Origin of the sequence: Pectobacterium versatile (assembly GCF_020166435.1) — a bacterium.
Classification (GTDB): domain Bacteria; phylum Pseudomonadota; class Gammaproteobacteria; order Enterobacterales; family Enterobacteriaceae; genus Pectobacterium; species Pectobacterium versatile.
The window spans coordinates 56,761-73,782 of the sequence record NZ_JAINZP010000010.1 but is presented as its reverse complement, the minus strand read 5'-3'; the positions used below and the strand labels follow the sequence as shown (position 1 = coordinate 73,782).

General features: G+C 49.1%; 19 protein-coding genes and 1 tRNA gene. 10 read left to right on the top strand and 10 right to left on the bottom strand.

Annotated features, from left to right (window positions below; genetic code table 11):
- The first annotated feature begins 46 nt into the window (after positions 1-46).
- The gene (gene yhbY, locus K7X24_RS13270; protein ID WP_010283039.1) at positions 47-340 is read left to right on the top strand and encodes a ribosome assembly RNA-binding protein YhbY; all 294 of its coding nucleotides are present in this window, start codon (positions 47-49) and stop codon (positions 338-340) included.
- Positions 341-468: 128 nt separating this feature from the next.
- Here the strand turns inward: yhbY and greA are convergent, their stop codons facing one another.
- Positions 469-948, bottom strand: a complete 480-nt coding sequence (gene greA / locus K7X24_RS13265; RefSeq protein ID WP_095701554.1) for a transcription elongation factor GreA — start codon at positions 946-948, stop codon at positions 469-471.
- Between the two features lie 268 nt (positions 949-1,216).
- Between greA and dacB the strand changes: the two genes are divergently transcribed.
- Complete coding sequence (gene dacB, locus K7X24_RS13260; RefSeq protein ID WP_103861448.1) at positions 1,217-2,650, top strand: serine-type D-Ala-D-Ala carboxypeptidase; 1,434 nt, start codon at positions 1,217-1,219, stop codon at positions 2,648-2,650.
- A 67-nt stretch (positions 2,651-2,717) separates the two neighbouring features.
- Here the strand turns inward: dacB and cgtA are convergent, their stop codons facing one another.
- The 4 genes from cgtA to rplU all read right to left on the bottom strand — a co-directional run bounded on the left by cgtA (position 2,718) and on the right by rplU (position 5,793).
- Entirely contained in the window at positions 2,718-3,890 is a 1,173-nt protein-coding gene (gene cgtA / locus K7X24_RS13255) for an Obg family GTPase CgtA (protein WP_224555286.1), read from the bottom strand.
- A gap of 259 nt (positions 3,891-4,149) precedes the next feature.
- On the bottom strand, positions 4,150-5,115 hold the full coding sequence (locus K7X24_RS13250) for a DMT family transporter (RefSeq protein ID WP_103861450.1): 966 nt from the start codon (positions 5,113-5,115) through the stop codon (positions 4,150-4,152).
- 89 nt (positions 5,116-5,204) lie between these two features.
- Positions 5,205-5,462, bottom strand: a complete 258-nt coding sequence (gene rpmA, locus K7X24_RS13245; RefSeq protein ID WP_005971498.1) for a 50S ribosomal protein L27 — start codon at positions 5,460-5,462, stop codon at positions 5,205-5,207.
- Between the two features lie 19 nt (positions 5,463-5,481).
- Positions 5,482-5,793 (bottom strand): 50S ribosomal protein L21, encoded by a 312-nt coding sequence (gene rplU, locus K7X24_RS13240; protein ID WP_010283026.1) that lies wholly within the window; start codon positions 5,791-5,793, stop codon positions 5,482-5,484.
- Positions 5,794-6,049: 256 nt separating this feature from the next.
- Here rplU and ispB point away from each other — a divergent pair, with 256 nt between their 5' ends.
- Positions 6,050-7,021, top strand: a complete 972-nt coding sequence (ispB, locus tag K7X24_RS13235; protein ID WP_224555285.1) for an octaprenyl diphosphate synthase — start codon at positions 6,050-6,052, stop codon at positions 7,019-7,021.
- Positions 7,022-7,098: 77 nt separating this feature from the next.
- On the opposite strand, the gene K7X24_RS13230 is transcribed toward ispB, so the two are convergent.
- Together K7X24_RS13230 and K7X24_RS13225 are read right to left on the bottom strand one after the other, a co-directional pair.
- Entirely contained in the window at positions 7,099-7,473 is a 375-nt protein-coding gene (locus K7X24_RS13230) for a DNA-binding protein (RefSeq protein ID WP_039485888.1), read from the bottom strand.
- Positions 7,474-7,721: 248 nt separating this feature from the next.
- A complete protein-coding gene (locus K7X24_RS13225; protein WP_095993632.1) occupies positions 7,722-8,108 on the bottom strand; it encodes a DNA-binding protein in 387 nt (128 codons plus the stop codon).
- 187 nt (positions 8,109-8,295) lie between these two features.
- On the opposite strand from K7X24_RS13225, the gene K7X24_RS13220 reads away from it, so the two are divergent.
- Positions 8,296-8,559 carry a helix-turn-helix domain-containing protein gene (locus K7X24_RS13220; protein WP_039485882.1) on the top strand — a complete coding sequence of 88 codons (264 nt, stop codon included), beginning with the start codon at positions 8,296-8,298 and terminating at the stop codon, positions 8,557-8,559.
- A gap of 69 nt (positions 8,560-8,628) precedes the next feature.
- Here K7X24_RS13220 and mdh read toward each other — a convergent pair whose 3' ends face one another.
- Positions 8,629-9,567 carry a malate dehydrogenase gene (mdh, locus tag K7X24_RS13215; RefSeq protein WP_224555284.1) on the bottom strand — a complete coding sequence of 313 codons (939 nt, stop codon included), beginning with the start codon at positions 9,565-9,567 and terminating at the stop codon, positions 8,629-8,631.
- Positions 9,568-10,037: 470 nt separating this feature from the next.
- Between mdh and argR the strand changes: the two genes are divergently transcribed.
- Positions 10,038-10,508: a transcriptional regulator ArgR gene (gene argR / locus K7X24_RS13210; RefSeq protein WP_010283010.1), complete on the top strand. Its 471-nt coding sequence runs from the start codon at positions 10,038-10,040 to the stop codon at positions 10,506-10,508.
- Positions 10,509-10,593: 85 nt separating this feature from the next.
- Here argR and tsaD read toward each other — a convergent pair whose 3' ends face one another.
- Positions 10,594-11,607, bottom strand: coding sequence for a tRNA (adenosine(37)-N6)-threonylcarbamoyltransferase complex transferase subunit TsaD (gene tsaD / locus K7X24_RS13205; RefSeq protein ID WP_224555283.1), 1,014 nt, complete (start codon positions 11,605-11,607; stop codon positions 10,594-10,596).
- A gap of 227 nt (positions 11,608-11,834) precedes the next feature.
- On the opposite strand from tsaD, the gene rpsU reads away from it, so the two are divergent.
- The 3 genes from rpsU (at position 11,835) to rpoD (ending at position 15,949) form a co-directional block, all read left to right on the top strand.
- A complete protein-coding gene (gene rpsU / locus K7X24_RS13200; RefSeq protein WP_001144069.1) occupies positions 11,835-12,050 on the top strand; it encodes a 30S ribosomal protein S21 in 216 nt (71 codons plus the stop codon).
- A 155-nt stretch (positions 12,051-12,205) separates the two neighbouring features.
- Positions 12,206-13,957, top strand: coding sequence for a DNA primase (dnaG, locus tag K7X24_RS13195; RefSeq protein ID WP_224555282.1), 1,752 nt, complete (start codon positions 12,206-12,208; stop codon positions 13,955-13,957).
- A 153-nt stretch (positions 13,958-14,110) separates the two neighbouring features.
- Positions 14,111-15,949, top strand: a complete 1,839-nt coding sequence (gene rpoD, locus K7X24_RS13190) for an RNA polymerase sigma factor RpoD (protein ID WP_095701548.1) — start codon at positions 14,111-14,113, stop codon at positions 15,947-15,949.
- A 100-nt stretch (positions 15,950-16,049) separates the two neighbouring features.
- On the opposite strand, the gene mug is transcribed toward rpoD, so the two are convergent.
- On the bottom strand, positions 16,050-16,553 hold the full coding sequence (mug, locus tag K7X24_RS13185) for a G/U mismatch-specific DNA glycosylase (RefSeq protein WP_224555281.1): 504 nt from the start codon (positions 16,551-16,553) through the stop codon (positions 16,050-16,052).
- A 140-nt stretch (positions 16,554-16,693) separates the two neighbouring features.
- On the opposite strand from mug, the gene K7X24_RS13180 reads away from it, so the two are divergent.
- Together K7X24_RS13180 and K7X24_RS13175 are read left to right on the top strand one after the other, a co-directional pair.
- Positions 16,694-16,769: transfer RNA gene (locus K7X24_RS13180), tRNA-Ile, on the top strand.
- A 41-nt stretch (positions 16,770-16,810) separates the two neighbouring features.
- Complete coding sequence (locus K7X24_RS13175; protein WP_411909710.1) at positions 16,811-16,978, top strand: protease inhibitor I42 family protein; 168 nt, start codon at positions 16,811-16,813, stop codon at positions 16,976-16,978.
- Positions 16,979-17,022 lie beyond the last annotated feature (44 nt).

Below are 17,022 nucleotides of genomic sequence, written 5' to 3'. Positions count from 1 at the left end.
GCGGTAGAATGACCCGTTTTCAATCCCAACCTAAGTAAAAAAGACAATGAACCTAAGTAATAAACAAAAACAACACCTGAAAGGCTTGGCACATCCGCTAAAACCGGTTGTCATGCTGGGCAATAACGGTCTCACCGAAGGTGTTCTGGCTGAGATCGAACAAGCATTGGCACATCACGAGCTGATCAAGATAAAAGTAGCGACAGAAGATCGCGAAACCAAGGCCTTGATCGTGGAGGCAATTGTTCGTGAAACGGGTGCCGCTAACGTTCAGGTTATCGGCCATACGTTGGTACTCTACCGGCCTGCAAAAGAACGTAAAATTGTGTTACCACGATAACACTTTTTATTTCAGGATACTCGGTTTTAACGGAAAGGTGCCATGCCTCTCGGTTAGAGAAAAGGCCGCAAGCGGCCTTTTTCTTTTCTTTACAATTTTTGCTGTTTTAATCAACAATCCGGCAAAATTTATAGATATTCTACCTTCAGGATCTCATATTCCACGTCGCCGCCCGGCGTACGGATGACCACAACGTCATCCTGCTCTTTGCCGATCAGGCCACGCGCGATAGGGGAATTCACAGAGATCAGATTCTGTTTAAAATCCGCTTCGTCATCGCCAACAATCCGATAGGTTTGCTCTTCTTCGTTATCCAGATTCATCACCGTCACGGTCGCGCCAAAAATAACACGCCCATTGTTCGCTGACATTTTCGTGACATCGATAACCTGTGCGTTAGACAGTTTTGCTTCAATGTCTTGAATACGTCCTTCACAAAAGCCCTGCTGCTCACGTGCGGCATGATATTCTGCATTTTCTTTCAGATCGCCGTGCTCACGCGCTTCGGCAATCGCGGCAATAATTTCAGGTCGACGCACAGATTTCAGGTGGTCAAGCTCTTCGCGCAATTTTTCAGCGCCACGCAACGTCATCGGAAATTGTTTCATATTGTCTATACCTCTAAAAAAGTCCGTAAGACTCAAATAATCGTCATCCTGACGCGCTAAAAATCAAAGGCGACGGAGTCTCTGCAACGTGTCTGTCCTCACTGGACATAAAACAAAAGCAACCAGCCCCGGAACAAAATTTCCAGGCTAGCAGCGGTTTTGCATTTTGATACGTATTTTACCCCAGAGTTCAATGAGGGTCATCGTTTACTTTAGACCTTGTTGCGCCGTAGTATGACCACACGTTACCCCGTTATTAGCTGAGATTATGCGTTTTTCATCGATTGTTACCGGACTTGCCTGCGCTTTTGTTCTGCATGCCAATGCAGCTTCTGTTGAGGATCATCGCCAATATTTACCAGATGGTGCCAATTTGGCGCTATTGGTACAAAAAGTTGGCGCAACAACACCCAGTATGGCCTTCAATAGCCAGCAAATGGCGCTTCCGGCCAGTACGCAAAAGGTGATAACCGCATTAGCAGCATTACTACAGTTGGGTCCAGATTATCGATTCATCACCACGATGGAAAGCCACGGGCCTGTCACCAGCGGTATTCTGAACGGTAATCTCATCGTACGGTTTAGCGGCGATCCGACGCTTAAACGCCAGCAAATACGGAATATGGTGCAGGAATTAAGAAAGCGTGGGATACAGGAAATCTCAGGTGATGTGCTGATCGACACCTCAGTGTTCGCCAGTCACGATAAAGCGCCAGGCTGGCCCTGGAACGACATGACACAGTGTTTCAGCGCCCCTCCGGGTGCCGCGATTGTCGATCGCAACTGCTTCTCCGTCTCACTCTACAGTGCGCCTAAAGCAGGTGATAATGCGTTTATCCGCGTTGCATCCTATTATCCGGTACAGATGTTCAGCGAAGTCCGCACGCTGGCTAAAGGCTCATCCGATGCCCAATATTGCGAATTGGATGTGGTACCCGGGGAATTAAATCGCTTTACGCTTACAGGTTGTCTGGTTCAGCGCACAGAGCCGCTTCCGCTGGCATTCGCGATTCAGGATGGCGCCAGCTATGCCGGCGCTATCGTTAAAGATGAGCTACAGCAGGCAGATATTCGTATTAAAGGCAGCCTTCGCCGTCAGACGCAGCCAGGCCCAGCAGGAAGCGTACTGGCTCAGACACAATCGCCTCCGCTGCACGACCTGCTCACTATCATGCTGAAAAAATCAGACAACATGATTGCCGACACGGTCTTTCGAACTATTGGGCACGAACGTTTTAGCGTACCAGGAACATGGCGCGCTGGCGCTGATGCCGTGCGACAAATTCTGCGGCAGAAAGCGGGTGTAGATTTAGGAAACAGCATTGTTGTAGATGGTTCAGGCCTGTCACGACACAACCTGATTTCACCGGAAACGATGATGCAGGTCTTGCAGTATATCGCACAGCACGATAATGAACTGAATTACATCACTATGCTTCCGCTTTCCGGCTATGACGGCACGCTACGTTATCGTGGCGGCCTGCATGAAGCTGGCGTCGATGGCAAGGTTTCGGCTAAAACCGGGGCATTGCAGGGCGTATATAATCTTGCAGGCTTCATTACTACTGCAAGCGGCCAGCGCATGGCATTCGTCCAGTTCCTATCCGGTTATGCTGTGCCGCCAGAAGACCAACGCGCACGTCGCGTTCCTCTGGTGAGATTTGAAAGCCGTCTCTACAAAGATATTTATCAGAGCAATTAAAACAACAACGCGGCCTTACTTTGAGGGTAAGGCCGCGTTGACGAGATCTGACTAGCAGAAGAACGAATTATTTTTGATAGATGATCTCAACACCTTCATCATCTTCATCGTCCCAATCATCATCCCACTCTTCTTCGGCTTCTTTTTCTATTTCAGCCAGTTGTTCGCGGTGATAATCATCCCACATGAACTCCACTTTTTCCGGTGCGCTTTCGGCAATCGCCGTCACTTTCGGATTCGCTTTCAGGAAGTTCATCACGTCCCAGCAAAGTGGGTTGACACCTTCACGGTTCGCCGCAGAAATCAGATAGTATTTATCATCCCAACCAAGCGCGGCCGCAATCTCTTTGGCACGTCTTTCCGCTTCAGCCTTATCGATCAAGTCAACCTTGTTGAAAACCAGCCAACGCGGTTTTTCTGCCAAGCCAGCGCCATACTGCTCTAACTCGTTGATAATGATCTTGGCATTTTCAATCGGATCTGACTCATCAATCGGTGCCAGATCAACCAAATGCAGCAGAACACGGCAGCGTTCAAGGTGTTTCAGGAAACGAATCCCCAGCCCCGCACCGTCAGACGCGCCTTCAATCAAACCTGGGATATCCGCTACAACAAAGCTCTGCTCGCTATCCATACGGACCACACCAAGGCTCGGCACCAAGGTGGTGAACGGATAATCGGCCACTTTCGGCTTAGCTGCTGATACTGCGCGGATAAAGGTCGATTTACCTGCGTTAGGCAGGCCAAGCATTCCCACGTCAGCCAGCAACAGCAGTTCCAGCGTCAGCTCACGCTCTTCGCCTTTTGTACCATTGGTTTTTTGACGCGGAGCACGGTTGACTGACGATTTAAAACGCGAGTTACCCAAGCCATGCCAGCCGCCTTTCGCGACCATCAAGTTCTGTTGATGGCGAGTCATATCGCCCAGTACTTCGCCCGTTCCCTGATCAAGAACACGGGTACCGACAGGAACTTTAATCGTAATATCTTTACCACGTTTACCCGTACAGTCGCGACTTTGCCCGTTTTGTCCACGCTCAGCGCGGAAAGCTTTTTCAAAACGATAGTCGATCAACGTGTTCAGGTTTTCGTCTGCCAGCAGATAAACGTCCCCGCCATCCCCGCCGTCACCGCCGTCTGGGCCACCGTTGGGAATATATTTTTCACGGCGAAAGCTGACACAACCGTTACCGCCATCGCCTGCCACAACGAGAATTGTGGCTTCATCTACAAACTTCATTGATTCTCTCCGCAAAAAACCAATAGAGAATATCTACGTGTTTTAGGCTTGTTATTGGTTCTTCTTGGCGTAACTTTTTGATTTTAAGGCATGTAGCGTATTTCTACTCACCATTAAAAAACTGACGCACCAGAACGCATTCCAGCAAAGGAGCGGATTGTACCTGCCCGCTCCAATAATTTCATCTGTATTAAAAATAAACAACACATGCAGACTGTCAAAAGATGGCTGTGACCGCTGCAATACGTTTTCTCTTAAGCTATTTTTTCGCTACCAATGGTGGCAGCACAGGCTCTTTCTTTCCAGGAAGGAAACGATGTCCAATAGCGGAAAACATGGCGCCAGCAACAACCACAAACGCACCGACGTAACCAATCCAATTCAATACTGGAGCAGCAAAGAAAGTCGGCCACCCTAATGCCAGCAGATCGGAAAACAGCAGCGTAAACAACGGCGTCAGCGTAATGACCGCACTAACCTGCGACGCCTGCCAGCGAGCCATTGCTTCCGCCAACGCACCATATCCAATCAACGTATTCGCACCGCAGAATAACAGGCAAATAAGCTGCCAGTTGCTCAGTTGAAAAATAACGTCAAGCTTGGCAAAAGGCGTGATAAAGACGACACACAGAACATATAACAAAAACAGAATCTGCTGTGATGTCAGACGTCGCAATAGAACTTTCTGCGCTACACCATAAGATACCCACACCGCCGAGGCGCAAACACCCAGCAGCACGCCCAACGTGTAGTCTGTCAGTCGGGTAAAAATCTCAATCAGGCTGGTATTAAAGAACAGGAGCAGACCACAGATCAGCATGATCGCGCCAATGATCTGCGTGCCGCGCATCTTTTCCTTTAGGATAAGTACGCTGGCGAACATCATACCTACAGGGGAAAGCTGCCCGATAACCTGAGACGCTGTCGGGCTCAGATATTGGAGAGACGAGCTAAAGAAAACAAAGTTGCCCAGTAGCCCAGCCGTCGCAATCAGTAGCAGAACCCACCAGCGCCGATGCCGGAAAACCCGCATTGGCGGCAACTTTTTACGGGATGACAGAATAATGCCGAGTCCAATGGAAGCAATGAAAAAGCGATACCAAACAATCGTATAAGGTTCCATCACCACCAGAACCTGTTTCATGGCTATCGGTAACGCCCCCCAGCAAACAGCCGTAGTCAGCGCCAGACAAAGACCGATGCCCGTCTGTTGTTTAGTATTCATACTTATCCAGATGGTTTACTCAGAATCAGAATGTAAAAAGCCCCGCAAAGAATTGCGGGGCTTAAATCCGTCAGACCTAACGCGAAAAATTATTCAGCAACGATGCTGATAAATTTACGGTTTTTTGGGCCTTTAACTTCAAACTGAACTTTACCATCAGTCAAAGCAAACAGAGTATGGTCTTTCCCGCAGCCAACGTTAGTTCCTGCGTGGAATTTGGTACCACGTTGACGAACGATGATGTTGCCAGCCAGTACACTTTCGCCGCCAAAACGTTTTACGCCCAGACGTTGTGCGTTAGAGTCACGACCGTTACGGGTTGAACCGCCAGCTTTCTTGTGTGCCATTTAATCCGCTCTCCTAATCTTAAGCGCTGATGCCGGTAATTTTCACGTCAGTGAACCACTGACGGTGGCCTGCTTGCTTACGGTAGTGTTTACGGCGACGGAACTTAACGATCTTCACCTTTTCGCCACGACCATGAGCAACAACTTCAGCTTTGATTTTACCGCCATCGACGAAAGGAACGCCGATTTTGATTTCTTCACCATTGGCAACCATCAGAACTTGGTCAAACTCAACGGCTTCACCAGTTGCGATGTCCAGCTTTTCCAAGCGAACGGTTTGCCCTTCGCTTACTCGGTGTTGTTTACCACCACTTTGGAAAACTGCGTACATATAAAACTCCGCTTTCCGCGCACCCGTTAATAGGTTTCAGAGCGCGCTATAAATATTCATAATAGGGCGCGAATTCTACGCAAAAATACTGAGGATGACAAGTGCATAATCAACGGATGTGAAGAAAAAGAATACAACGTATCAACTGCCGTTTATCTCTCTCATTTTTCAAGTACAATCAGCCCAATAAGTTCCGTCTTGCCGATATGCAACAGCAATCTTACGGCAGTGTTGAAGACATACGTTGGCATAAACCATGAATCTAGAACAAATTACAACATTAACTACGCAGGATATGGCAGCTGTTAATAACGTCATTCTTGAACAACTGAATTCTGACGTCGTTTTGATAAACCAGCTTGGACATTACATCATCAGCGGTGGTGGAAAACGTATACGCCCGATGATTGCTGTCCTTGCGGCCAGAGCCCTCAACTATAACGGTGATAAACATGTCACTGTCGCCGCGCTGATCGAATTTATCCACACAGCAACGCTGCTGCATGACGACGTGGTAGACGAATCCGACATGCGCCGGGGTAAAGCGACGGCAAATGCCGCCTTTGGCAACGCAGCAAGTGTGCTGGTTGGGGATTTCATTTATACCCGCGCCTTCCAGATGATGACCAGCCTTGAATCATTACGCGTTCTGGCGCTGATGTCAGAAGCGGTGAACGTGATTGCTGAAGGTGAAGTCTTGCAGCTAATGAACTGCAACGACCCAGATATCACTGAAGAAAGCTATATGCGCGTCATTTACAGTAAAACAGCACGTTTATTTGAAGCCGCAGCGCAATCATCATCGATCCTTGCCAGCGCGACGCCAGAGCAAGAAAAAGCGCTTCAGGACTATGGCCGCTACCTGGGCACTGCGTTCCAGTTAATTGACGATCTGCTCGACTACAGCGCGGACGGCAAAACGCTGGGTAAAAACACGGGCGATGATCTCAATGAAGGCAAGCCAACGCTGCCGCTGCTGCACGCAATGCGTCATGGTAATGCAGAACAACGTTCGATGATTCGCAAGGCGATTGAAGAAGGAAACGGGCGTCATCTGCTGGGACCCGTTCTTGCCGCCATGCAGCAATGCGGTTCACTTGATTATACGCGTCAGCGTGCCGAAGAAGAGGCAGATAAGGCGATTAGCGCACTACAGCTGCTGCCGGAAACACCACACCGCGTTGCGCTCGAAGGCCTTGCCCACTTAGCCGTACAGCGCGATTTCTAACGTGGTGTAAGGTTCTATCAGATAAGATCGTTGATTCATAAGTAGCGCTGCCTTGCAGCGCTACTCCTTCGCCAGACTTAGGCAGTCTGGTCGAGTGTGACATCATCCAGCCGAGACAGCATCGCTATTGTCCCTTCACGCAAGATGAAATTAATCAGCCGGCTTCGTTCATCAACGGAAAGTTGATGGAAAATATGCACCCACGATGACAGCAGGGTCGGCTCATTATCTATACGATAATACTCGGTTGGCGGATTTTCTTTTACTAACAGAGAGTTCCTGACCTCGTTCGGTAAACTGCGAATAGAATATTCGACACCGCGCCCTTGAACCCCTTTCCGCCTGCGCTTTTCCCAACCGTCATCTCGTGCCCGCTTGTTCAGCCCCTGTGGCGACTTAGGTAATCCACCTACACCAACCAGCTCACTTGTTGCAAACCACTCTTTGTCCATACTCGTCACTCCCTTGTTTGTTTTGAACAGGCATTACGTCAACTCGCCCAAAAGTTTCCATATAGTAGACTATAATTACCTAAACCGCTAACTTTTACACGTTACCGACACACCTAAGTAATAGAAGAAATGATTAAATCCAGCGTGATGCCCAACCACCGCAGCCAGAGAAAGTGCTACAAAGCGACAGAAAATACAGATTCCTTTTCATCACTGAGGCTAAGTTCAGAAAGATCGCCAGTAACGAATCAGTCAATCACCATTGATGAGACAGGTTCCCCATCAGACGGTGTAATACCTAACTGGCTCAGCGTGGTTGACACCCCGACTCGCAGAATATAAGCGATTAGCTCATCTCTTTCTTTTTCAGATAGTTGTTGATAAATTTGCATCCATACGGCCAGTGCCGCAGGCTGTTTCGCCGAGTAGGCGGAAGGCTCGATTTCGAGTAATAGGGATTTTTTTACCGTATCCGGCAAGCTGTGAATTGAATACTCCACTCCTCTTCCCTGGACGCCTTTACGGCGACGCTTCTCCCATCCATCCTCGCGGGCGCGCTTATTTAATCCTTGTCTTGATTTCGGAAGGCCGCCGACTCCAACCAATTCGCTGGTAGCAAACCACTCTTTTTTCATTGCCTTTCATCCTGATAGTGCCATCCCTAACAAAAACGCCCTTATTTGGAAATTAATTGAGAATTTTAAGGAAAATTAATGCTATATTATTTCCAAATAATAATGTCATGTTAGTTCGGCATATAACTAACATCCGTTATTTATACCACTAATCTACAGTCGTCTTATAGCAAATAAGGGAAGAATTATGATTTTAAGGAAACAAGACTGGCATCCCGCTGATATCATTGCTGCACTGCGCAAGAAAAATACGACGCTGGCGGCGGTATCGCGAGCGGCCGGATTAAGCTCATCTACGCTAGCTAATGCACTCTCACGCCCTTGGCCCAAAGGGGAGTGGCTTATTGCCGATGCGATGGGTATTCACCCATCAGAGATTTGGCCCAGCCGGTACTACAATCCAGAAACCAATGAGCTTATCGACAGAAAAAAACTCATCCGTCCCGATTAAAAAAGAAAAGCCGGAGATCGACATCTCCGGCTTTTTATTCAACGTAACGTATTACAAGAATCTCAATGATTAATTCTTGATGAACGTCTCGCCTAACTCAATATCCTGCTTCAGTGTATCCAGCATACTGTTAAGCGCGTTTTGCTCAAAAGCACTTAATGTGCCGATGTCTTTACGCTCGGCGACGCCGTCTTTGCCTAACAGAATCGGCTGAGCGAAGAAGCGGGCATATTTGCCATCGCTTTCAACGTATGCACATTCCACCACACCGTTTTCACCTTGCAGTGCACGAACCAGAGACAGACCAAAACGTGCTGCGGCCTGACCCATAGACAACGTTGCCGATCCGCCACCCGCTTTAGCTTCAACAACCTCAGTACCTGCATTCTGGATACGCTTGGTCAGATCGGCCACTTCCTGCTCGCTGAAGCTGATACCAGGAACCTGAGACAGCAGTGGCAGAATCGTCACACCAGAGTGTCCACCGATAACCGGCACATTAATGTCCTGCGGCTGTTTGCCTTTCAGCTCAGCAACGAACGTGTTGGAACGGATGATATCCAGCGTTGTGACGCCGAACAGTTTGTTTTTGTCATATACGCCAGCTTTTTTCAGCACTTCTGCTGCGATGGCAACGGTCGTATTCACCGGGTTGGTGATGATACCGATACAGGCTTTCGGGCAAGTAACCGCAATTTGCTCAACCAGATTACGCACAATGCCAGCATTGACGTTGAACAGATCGGAACGATCCATACCAGGTTTACGTGCCACACCCGCGGAGATCAGCACGATATCTGCACCAACAAGCGCTGGTTTAGCATTTTCACCGCTATAGCCTTTGATCTTCACTGCTGTAGGAATATGGCTCAGATCGACGGCAACACCCGGCGTTACTGGGGCGATATCGTAAAGGGATAGCTCTGAACCTGAAGGAAGCTGGGTTTTGAGGAGGAGTGCGAGTGCCTGACCGATACCACCTGCTGCTCCGAGAACTGCAACTTTCATCCTAAACTCCTTATTATCATAAAATAAAAAAGTGCCGTGAATTCATTTGGTTATAAACAGAATATAAAAATGGGGATACGAGCAACCTACTTATCTTTCCACAAATGACACGAGAGACAAAAAATACGCTATGTCTCTAATAATAAATCAAAAACAACCTATTCGTTTGAAAGGTAAGTAAAGTTAATAAGCTATTGAGCTATAACGCGGTGTTCATTCACGTGCGTTTAACCAGTGCGCTACATTACACCGATCAATGGCGTCCGAACAACATCATTCTGATAACATTTGATTTACTTTTATGTGACGCGGGACGCATTTTTCGGACTACCCAAGAGTCGATTTTTTTTGAAAACAGCGACTAACACATATCTGGTGAAATGGATTGGAATTATACGCGATTTAATTGCATAAAAATTCACACAACTGCATAATAGGAAGATTAACCATAACAATTAATCCGGTGCAGAATGCGAAATTCGACAAAACAAGAAGACCTCGTTAAAGCGTTCAAAGCGCTGTTAAAGGAAGAGAAATTCAGTTCTCAAAGTGAAATTGTTCAGGCATTGCAAGACGAAGGATTTGAAAACATCAACCAATCCAAGGTGTCACGCATGCTAACGAAATTTGGCGCCGTGCGCACACGCAATGCAAAAATGGAGATGGTGTATTGTCTCCCTGCCGAACTTGGCGTCCCGACGACGTCCAGCCCGCTGAAGAACCTGGTGCTGGACGTGGATTACAATGATGCCGTCGTCGTGATCCATACCAGCCCTGGCGCCGCGCAGCTCATTGCTCGCCTGCTGGACTCACTAGGTAAGTCAGAAGGCATTCTCGGCACCATTGCAGGGGATGACACTATTTTTACCACCCCAGCAAGAGGCTTCAGCGTCAAACAGCTTTACGAAGCGATTCTGGTGCTATTCGAACAAGAGCTGTAATCCGCTTATACGCTAATGTTTTTGCTACGCTTTCTTCACTACGTGTAGAGCAGCTATCTACACGTAGCGATTAACGATCTAACGCTCACACCGCAGGCAATTCAGCTAACGGCCAACGTGGCCGAACAGATACGCCCAGCGTCTGGCTCGCGCCATGCACCAGGCGTACACTGCCCGCATAGGCAATCATCGCGCCATTATCCGTACAGAATTCAGGCCGCGCATAAAACACTTCACCACCGCGTTTCGCCATCACTTCACCTAAGCGCTGGCGTAACGTCCGGTTTGCGCTCACGCCCCCCGCCATGACCAGTCGTTTAAAGCCCGTCTCATCCAGCGCACGACGACATTTTATCGCCAACGTATCTACAACGGCATCTTCAAACGCACGAGCGATGTCAGCACGCGTTTGATCGTCATCACCGTTGCTACGAATCGTATTAGCAGCAAACGTTTTTAGCCCAGAAAAGCTGAAATCCAGCCCCGGACGGTCGGTCATCGGGCGCGGAAACGTAAAGCGTTGGGAATCCCCCGCCTGCGCCATTTTCGACAGCATTGGGCCACCGGGATAATCTAATCCCAGTAATTTCGCCGTTTTATCAAACGCTTCACCCGCCGCATCATCAATCGACTCACCCAGCAAACGGTACTCACCAATGCCCGTCACGCTGATGAGCTGCGTATGACCACCAGAAACCAGCAGCGCCACGAAAGGAAACGCTGGCGGATTATCTTCCAGCATCGGTGCCAGCAAGTGCCCTTCCATATGGTGAACAGGAATCGCCGGTACCCCCCATGCGAATGCCAACGACCTGCCGATAGTCGCCCCCACCAGTAGCGCGCCGACCAAGCCTGGGCCTGCGGTGTAAGCCACGCCATTGATATCGTCAGCCTGTAGCCCAGCTTCACGCAGCGCCGCCTGAATCAACGGAACTGTTTTGCGCACGTGATCGCGTGAGGCGAGCTCAGGCACTACACCACCGTAATCAGCATGTAATTTGACCTGACTGTATAGCTGATTGGCGAGCAAACCAGCTTCCGTGTCATAAATAGCTACTCCGGTTTCATCACAGGATGTTTCGATACCCAATACGCGCATTGCTGTTCCTACTTTGATGACGATACGAGCATTCGTTAAATGCCGCTTGCTTCAAACTGCGGATAGTCTACCATAAGCGACCTGATTTCTGCGCTGGCAGCGGTTGGATGTTTTATGATCACCGCAATGCTTTACAAAGGCGTCACGTTTGCAGTAGAATTCCGCACCATTTTGAAAAGGCTGGCACAAGGCCAGCGGCAAACCGAATTTATTGAGGTGAGAGGCACATGCCGGTAATTAAAGTACGTGAAAACGAGCCGTTCGACGTAGCTCTGCGTCGCTTCAAACGTTCCTGTGAAAAAGCAGGCGTTCTGGCTGAAGTTCGTCGTCGTGAGTTTTATGAAAAACCAACGACTGAACGCAAGCGCGCTAAAGCTTCTGCAGTGAAACGTCACGCGAAGAAATTGGCTCGAGAAAACGCACGCCGCACTCGTCTGTATTAATTTTCAGGAGGGGTTCCCTCCAACGCGTGATTAATCCGCAGACTTAGCAGTTGCATACGTAAGGCCGTGCTTTCCTAAAGGAGGCGCGGCTTGTTGTCGTTTATAAGCTATATCCAATGTAACCACCTTACAGAAGGGTATAACACTAGGGGCTTATGGCTGGACGAATCCCACGCGTATTTATTAATGACCTGCTGGCTCGCACCGACATCGTCGATCTCATTGACGCGCGCGTCAAACTGAAAAAACAGGGCAAAAACTACCACGCGTGCTGTCCATTCCATCACGAAAAAACCCCCTCATTCACCGTAAACGGTGACAAACAGTTCTATCACTGTTTTGGCTGTGGCGCACACGGCACCGCCATAGACTTTTTAATGAATTACGATCGTCTCGAATTCGTTGAAACCATTGAAGAACTGGCTACGATGCATGGCCTGGAAGTGCCTTATGAAACTGGCACAGGCCCAACTAAGCAAGAAATTCACCAACGACATAATCAGTATGAGCTGATGGGACACATCAGCTCGTTTTATCAGCAAGCACTGCGACATTCCGTCGGAGTTCCTGCGTTGCAGTATCTGCAACAGCGTGGTTTAAGTGCAGAGGTGATCAGCCATTTTGCAATTGGCTTCGCCCCATCTGGCTGGGATAACGTTCTCAAGCGGTTTGGTGAAGGTAGCGATCGCAACGTATTGAACGATGTCGGTATGCTGGTGACTAACGATCAGGGCAGAACGTACGACCGCTTTCGCGAGCGAGTGATGTTCCCCATCCGCGACAAACGGGGAAGAGTGATTGCCTTCGGCGGACGCGTGTTAGGTAACGATACGCCGAAGTATCTGAACTCACCAGAAACGAGCATTTTCCATAAAGGTCGCCAGCTGTACGGCCTGTATGAAGCACAGCAAAGCCATAAAGATCTCAAACGACTCTTGGTTGTTGAAGGTTATATGGATGTGGTGGCGCTGGCGCAGTTTGGTATTGATTATACGGTGGCATCGCTGGGTACTTCCACTACTGCCGAACACATTCAGTTACTCTTTCGCGCCACAGACCAGGTGGTGTGTTGTTACGACGGGGATCGTGCAGGACGCGAAGCGGCATGGCGCGCGCTGGAAACTGCGCTACCCTATTTGAACGATGGTCGCCAGCTACGTTTTATGTTCCTGCCGGACGGTGAAGATCCCGACACACTGGTGCGTAAAGAAGGCAAAGCCGCCTTTGAGCAGCGTATGGTACAAGCGTTGCCGCTGTCACAGTTTCTGTTTGAGACGCTGCAACAGCAGGTGGATATGAGTTCTGCTGATGGTCGAACCAAACTTGGTATTCTCGCTATGCCATTGATTGGTCAAGTGCCGGGAGAAACACAACGGCTTTACTTACGCCAGCAACTTGGCAACAAGCTAGGTATTTTGGACGACAGCCAGTTGGATCGGCTGCTGCCCAAAGCCGCAGAGCTGGAGCAGTCTTACCAGACGCCGCAACTAAAAGTCACAACTATGCGTATACTTATAGGACTCTTAGTGCAAAACCCGAGGCTAGCGACTGAAGTTCCTGACCTCGCGTTGGAAGGTATTGAGCAAGACAAAGTCCCAGGTTTATCGTTGTTTCAGGACTTGGTGAAAATCTGTAACGCCAGCCCGGGAATGAGTATGGCTCTACTGTTAGAACAATATCGAGACAGCAAATACTATAAACAGCTTGAAACCATAGCGGTATGGAACCATATGATCGTAGAGGAAGAGCTCGACGAGAAGTTCAGAATCAGTCTGGCAGAGCTCTACGATCAACTGTTGAAACAGCGACAAGAAACATTGATTGCCCGTGACAGAACGCATGGGCTCAACGCCAAAGAAAAAAAAGAGCTTTGGTCGTTGCAACTGGCGTTGACCAGAAAACACTGATACAGAGGCTTAATTGCCGATAAATAGCAGGGTTGAGCCCTGCAAAGAGCCGCTACAGGGGCGCGGCGATAAGAAAAATACCCCTAATGCTATTGTTAGCGAACTACGCTGACCGACACCAACCCAAATACTCTGAAGTGTGGATACCGTCTTATGGAGCAAAACCCGCAGTCACAGCTGAAGCTGCTTGTCACCCGTGGTAAGGAGCAAGGCTACCTGACCTATGCTGAGGTCAATGACCATCTGCCGGAAGATATCATCGATTCGGATCAGATCGAAGATATCATCCAGATGATTAACGACATGGGCATCCAGGTGATGGAAGAAGCACCGGATGCAGACGATCTGTTGCTGGCCGAAAACACCAATGATGCCGATGAAGATGCGGCAGAGGCTGCTGCGCAGGTTCTATCCAGTGTTGAATCGGAAATTGGTCGCACCACCGATCCGGTTCGCATGTACATGCGTGAAATGGGTACCGTTGAGCTGTTGACGCGTGAGGGCGAGATCGACATCGCCAAACGTATTGAAGACGGTATCAACCAGGTTCAGTGCTCTGTTGCGGAGTATCCTGAAGCCATTACTTACCTGCTGGAACAGTATGACCGCGTCGAAGCGGGCGAAAGCCGCCTGTCCGACCTGATCACTGGCTTCGTCGATCCTAATGCGGAAGAGGACATTGCGCCTACCGCGACTCACGTTGGTTCCGAGCTTTCGAGCGAAGAAATGGACGATGATGATGAGGAAAAAGAAGACGAAGAGGAAGAAGAAGACGACAACAGCATCGATCCTGAGCTGGCGCGTGAGAAGTTCACCGAGCTGCGTGTGCAATATGAAACGACCCGTCAGGTTATCAAAGCTCACGGTCGTAGCCATGCATTAGCAGCACAGGAAATCCTGAATCTGTCCGAAGTCTTCAAACAGTTCCGTCTGGTGCCGAAACAGTTTGATTTCCTGGTTAACAGCATGCGTTCCATGATGGATCGCGTTCGTACTCAGGAACGTTTGATCATTAAGTTGTGTGTTGAACAGTGCAAAATGCCGAAGAAAAACTTCGTCACGATGTTCACTGGCAATGAAACCAACAACACTTGGTTTGCCGCAGCAGTCGCAATGGGCAAGCCATGGTCTGAAAAGCTGAATGATGTTGAAGAAGACGTCACCCGCAGTCTGCAAAAGCTACAGCAGATCGAAGAAGAAACCGGTCTGACGATCGAGCAGGTTAAAGACATCAACCGCCGTATGTCGATTGGTGAAGCGAAAGCTCGCCGCGCCAAGAAAGAAATGGTGGAAGCCAACCTGCGTCTGGTTATTTCTATCGCGAAGAAATACACCAACCGCGGTTTGCAGTTCCTCGACCTGATTCAGGAAGGCAACATCGGTCTGATGAAAGCGGTAGATAAGTTCGAATATCGCCGTGGTTACAAATTCTCGACCTATGCAACTTGGTGGATCCGTCAGGCGATCACCCGTTCTATCGCCGATCAGGCACGTACCATCCGTATTCCGGTACACATGATTGAGACGATCAACAAACTGAACCGTATCTCTCGTCAGATGCTGCAGGAAATGGGTCGCGAGCCGACGCCGGAAGAACTGGCTGAACGTATGCTGATGCCGGAAGACAAGATCCGCAAAGTGCTGAAAATCGCGAAAGAGCCGATTTCAATGGAAACCCCAATTGGTGATGATGAAGATTCACATTTGGGCGATTTCATCGAAGATACGACGCTGGAGCTACCGTTGGATTCCGCCACATCGGAAAGCCTGCGTTCTGCGACACACGACGTACTGGCTGGCCTGACAGCACGTGAAGCGAAAGTACTGCGCATGCGTTTCGGTATTGATATGAACACCGACCATACGCTGGAAGAAGTGGGCAAACAGTTTGACGTTACGCGTGAACGTATTCGTCAGATCGAAGCGAAAGCGCTGCGTAAACTTCGACACCCAAGCCGTTCCGAAGTACTGCGTAGCTTCCTGGATGATTAATTCATCCCTCAGCTAATCTACACGCCCAAATAGCCCCAAAATATAGATAACCTCGGTTCGCCGGGGTTATTTTTTGCCTGTCAGAACACCCATCTCTAATTTATACGTTGTCCAGCAATGCCCGATGCAGCTCCTGATACGACGCCACCAGCGACTCCAGCGTCGCACGATTCAGCCCACTTGGATTTGGTAGCACCCAAACCTGCGTCTCGCCAATACGCCGCTCTTGGCGTCCCCATGAAACCTTTTTGATACCAAAAGCCTGACTGAACGCCTGTTTCCCCAGCACGGCTAGTGCGCGCGGTTGATAGCGTGTCATCTTCTCAACAATCGCATTCCCCCCCTGCAACAGCTCATCTCGTCCCAACTCGGTAGCTTCAACTGTGGGACGCTCCACCAGCATGGTGATGCCGCATCCGGTGTCCAACAGATGCTGTTCTTGTGCAGGAACCAGCAAACGTTCGGTAAAACCCGCCTGATGAATCACTTTCCAGAAACGATTACTGAGATTCGCGAAGTGGTAACCGTGATGGGCCGTCGATAGCCCTGGGTTAATACCGCAGAAAACAACCTGAAGATTCATTGCCAGAATATCGGTAATCATGTCTTTCCTTACTGCCGTTGACTATGCCCATCGTAAATACTGATAAGAATAACAACAAGCTATCTTGAGTATAAAACCACCACCCGGCAGATAACCTATAGACCTTCCCCTGCACATTACCGTATAATCATCGTCCAATCGGCCCCTTAGCTCAGTGGTTAGAGCAGGCGACTCATAATCGCTTGGTCGCTGGTTCAAGTCCAGCAGGGGCCACCAAATATATCAAGGAGTTGCGTTAATAGCGCGACTCCTTTTTTTTGCACGAATCCACCGATTGCAAAGATGGCATGGTAGGCTGTGGTGGTGAACAAACCTTTTATTTCATTGGTACAGGATCCGGCAAAGGTACGCTGAAACTGATTTATGGTCAGCCTTTCAATAAGTCAACGTGGGAAGAGCATGAGTTCAACGTTGACATTAATTGATCGCACTCGCCCCCTGAAAAGGGGCGCTTTGTAGCGTTATTTTC

What these genes read in the sequence shown, in the direction of transcription:
- rplU (WP_010283026.1), bottom strand. Translation starts at nt 5,793, where the DNA reads ATGTACGCAGTTTTCCAAAGTGGTGGTAAACAACACCGAGTAAGCGAA.
- tsaD (WP_224555283.1), bottom strand. Translation starts at nt 11,607, where the DNA reads ATGCGCGTATTGGGTATCGAAACATCCTGTGATGAAACCGGAGTAGCT.
- yhbY (WP_010283039.1), top strand. Translation starts at nt 47, where the DNA reads ATGAACCTAAGTAATAAACAAAAACAACACCTGAAAGGCTTGGCACAT.
- argR (WP_010283010.1), top strand. Translation starts at nt 10,038, where the DNA reads ATGCGAAATTCGACAAAACAAGAAGACCTCGTTAAAGCGTTCAAAGCG.
- K7X24_RS13220 (WP_039485882.1), top strand. Translation starts at nt 8,296, where the DNA reads ATGATTTTAAGGAAACAAGACTGGCATCCCGCTGATATCATTGCTGCA.
- rpsU (WP_001144069.1), top strand. Translation starts at nt 11,835, where the DNA reads ATGCCGGTAATTAAAGTACGTGAAAACGAGCCGTTCGACGTAGCTCTG.
- ispB (WP_224555285.1), top strand. Translation starts at nt 6,050, where the DNA reads ATGAATCTAGAACAAATTACAACATTAACTACGCAGGATATGGCAGCT.
- mug (WP_224555281.1), bottom strand. Translation starts at nt 16,553, where the DNA reads ATGATTACCGATATTCTGGCAATGAATCTTCAGGTTGTTTTCTGCGGT.
- K7X24_RS13230 (WP_039485888.1), bottom strand. Translation starts at nt 7,473, where the DNA reads ATGGACAAAGAGTGGTTTGCAACAAGTGAGCTGGTTGGTGTAGGTGGA.
- K7X24_RS13250 (WP_103861450.1), bottom strand. Translation starts at nt 5,115, where the DNA reads ATGAATACTAAACAACAGACGGGCATCGGTCTTTGTCTGGCGCTGACT.
- dacB (WP_103861448.1), top strand. Translation starts at nt 1,217, where the DNA reads ATGCGTTTTTCATCGATTGTTACCGGACTTGCCTGCGCTTTTGTTCTG.
- rpoD (WP_095701548.1), top strand. Translation starts at nt 14,111, where the DNA reads ATGGAGCAAAACCCGCAGTCACAGCTGAAGCTGCTTGTCACCCGTGGT.
- cgtA (WP_224555286.1), bottom strand. Translation starts at nt 3,890, where the DNA reads ATGAAGTTTGTAGATGAAGCCACAATTCTCGTTGTGGCAGGCGATGGC.
- K7X24_RS13225 (WP_095993632.1), bottom strand. Translation starts at nt 8,108, where the DNA reads ATGAAAAAAGAGTGGTTTGCTACCAGCGAATTGGTTGGAGTCGGCGGC.
- mdh (WP_224555284.1), bottom strand. Translation starts at nt 9,567, where the DNA reads ATGAAAGTTGCAGTTCTCGGAGCAGCAGGTGGTATCGGTCAGGCACTC.
- rpmA (WP_005971498.1), bottom strand. Translation starts at nt 5,462, where the DNA reads ATGGCACACAAGAAAGCTGGCGGTTCAACCCGTAACGGTCGTGACTCT.
- greA (WP_095701554.1), bottom strand. Translation starts at nt 948, where the DNA reads ATGAAACAATTTCCGATGACGTTGCGTGGCGCTGAAAAATTGCGCGAA.
- dnaG (WP_224555282.1), top strand. Translation starts at nt 12,206, where the DNA reads ATGGCTGGACGAATCCCACGCGTATTTATTAATGACCTGCTGGCTCGC.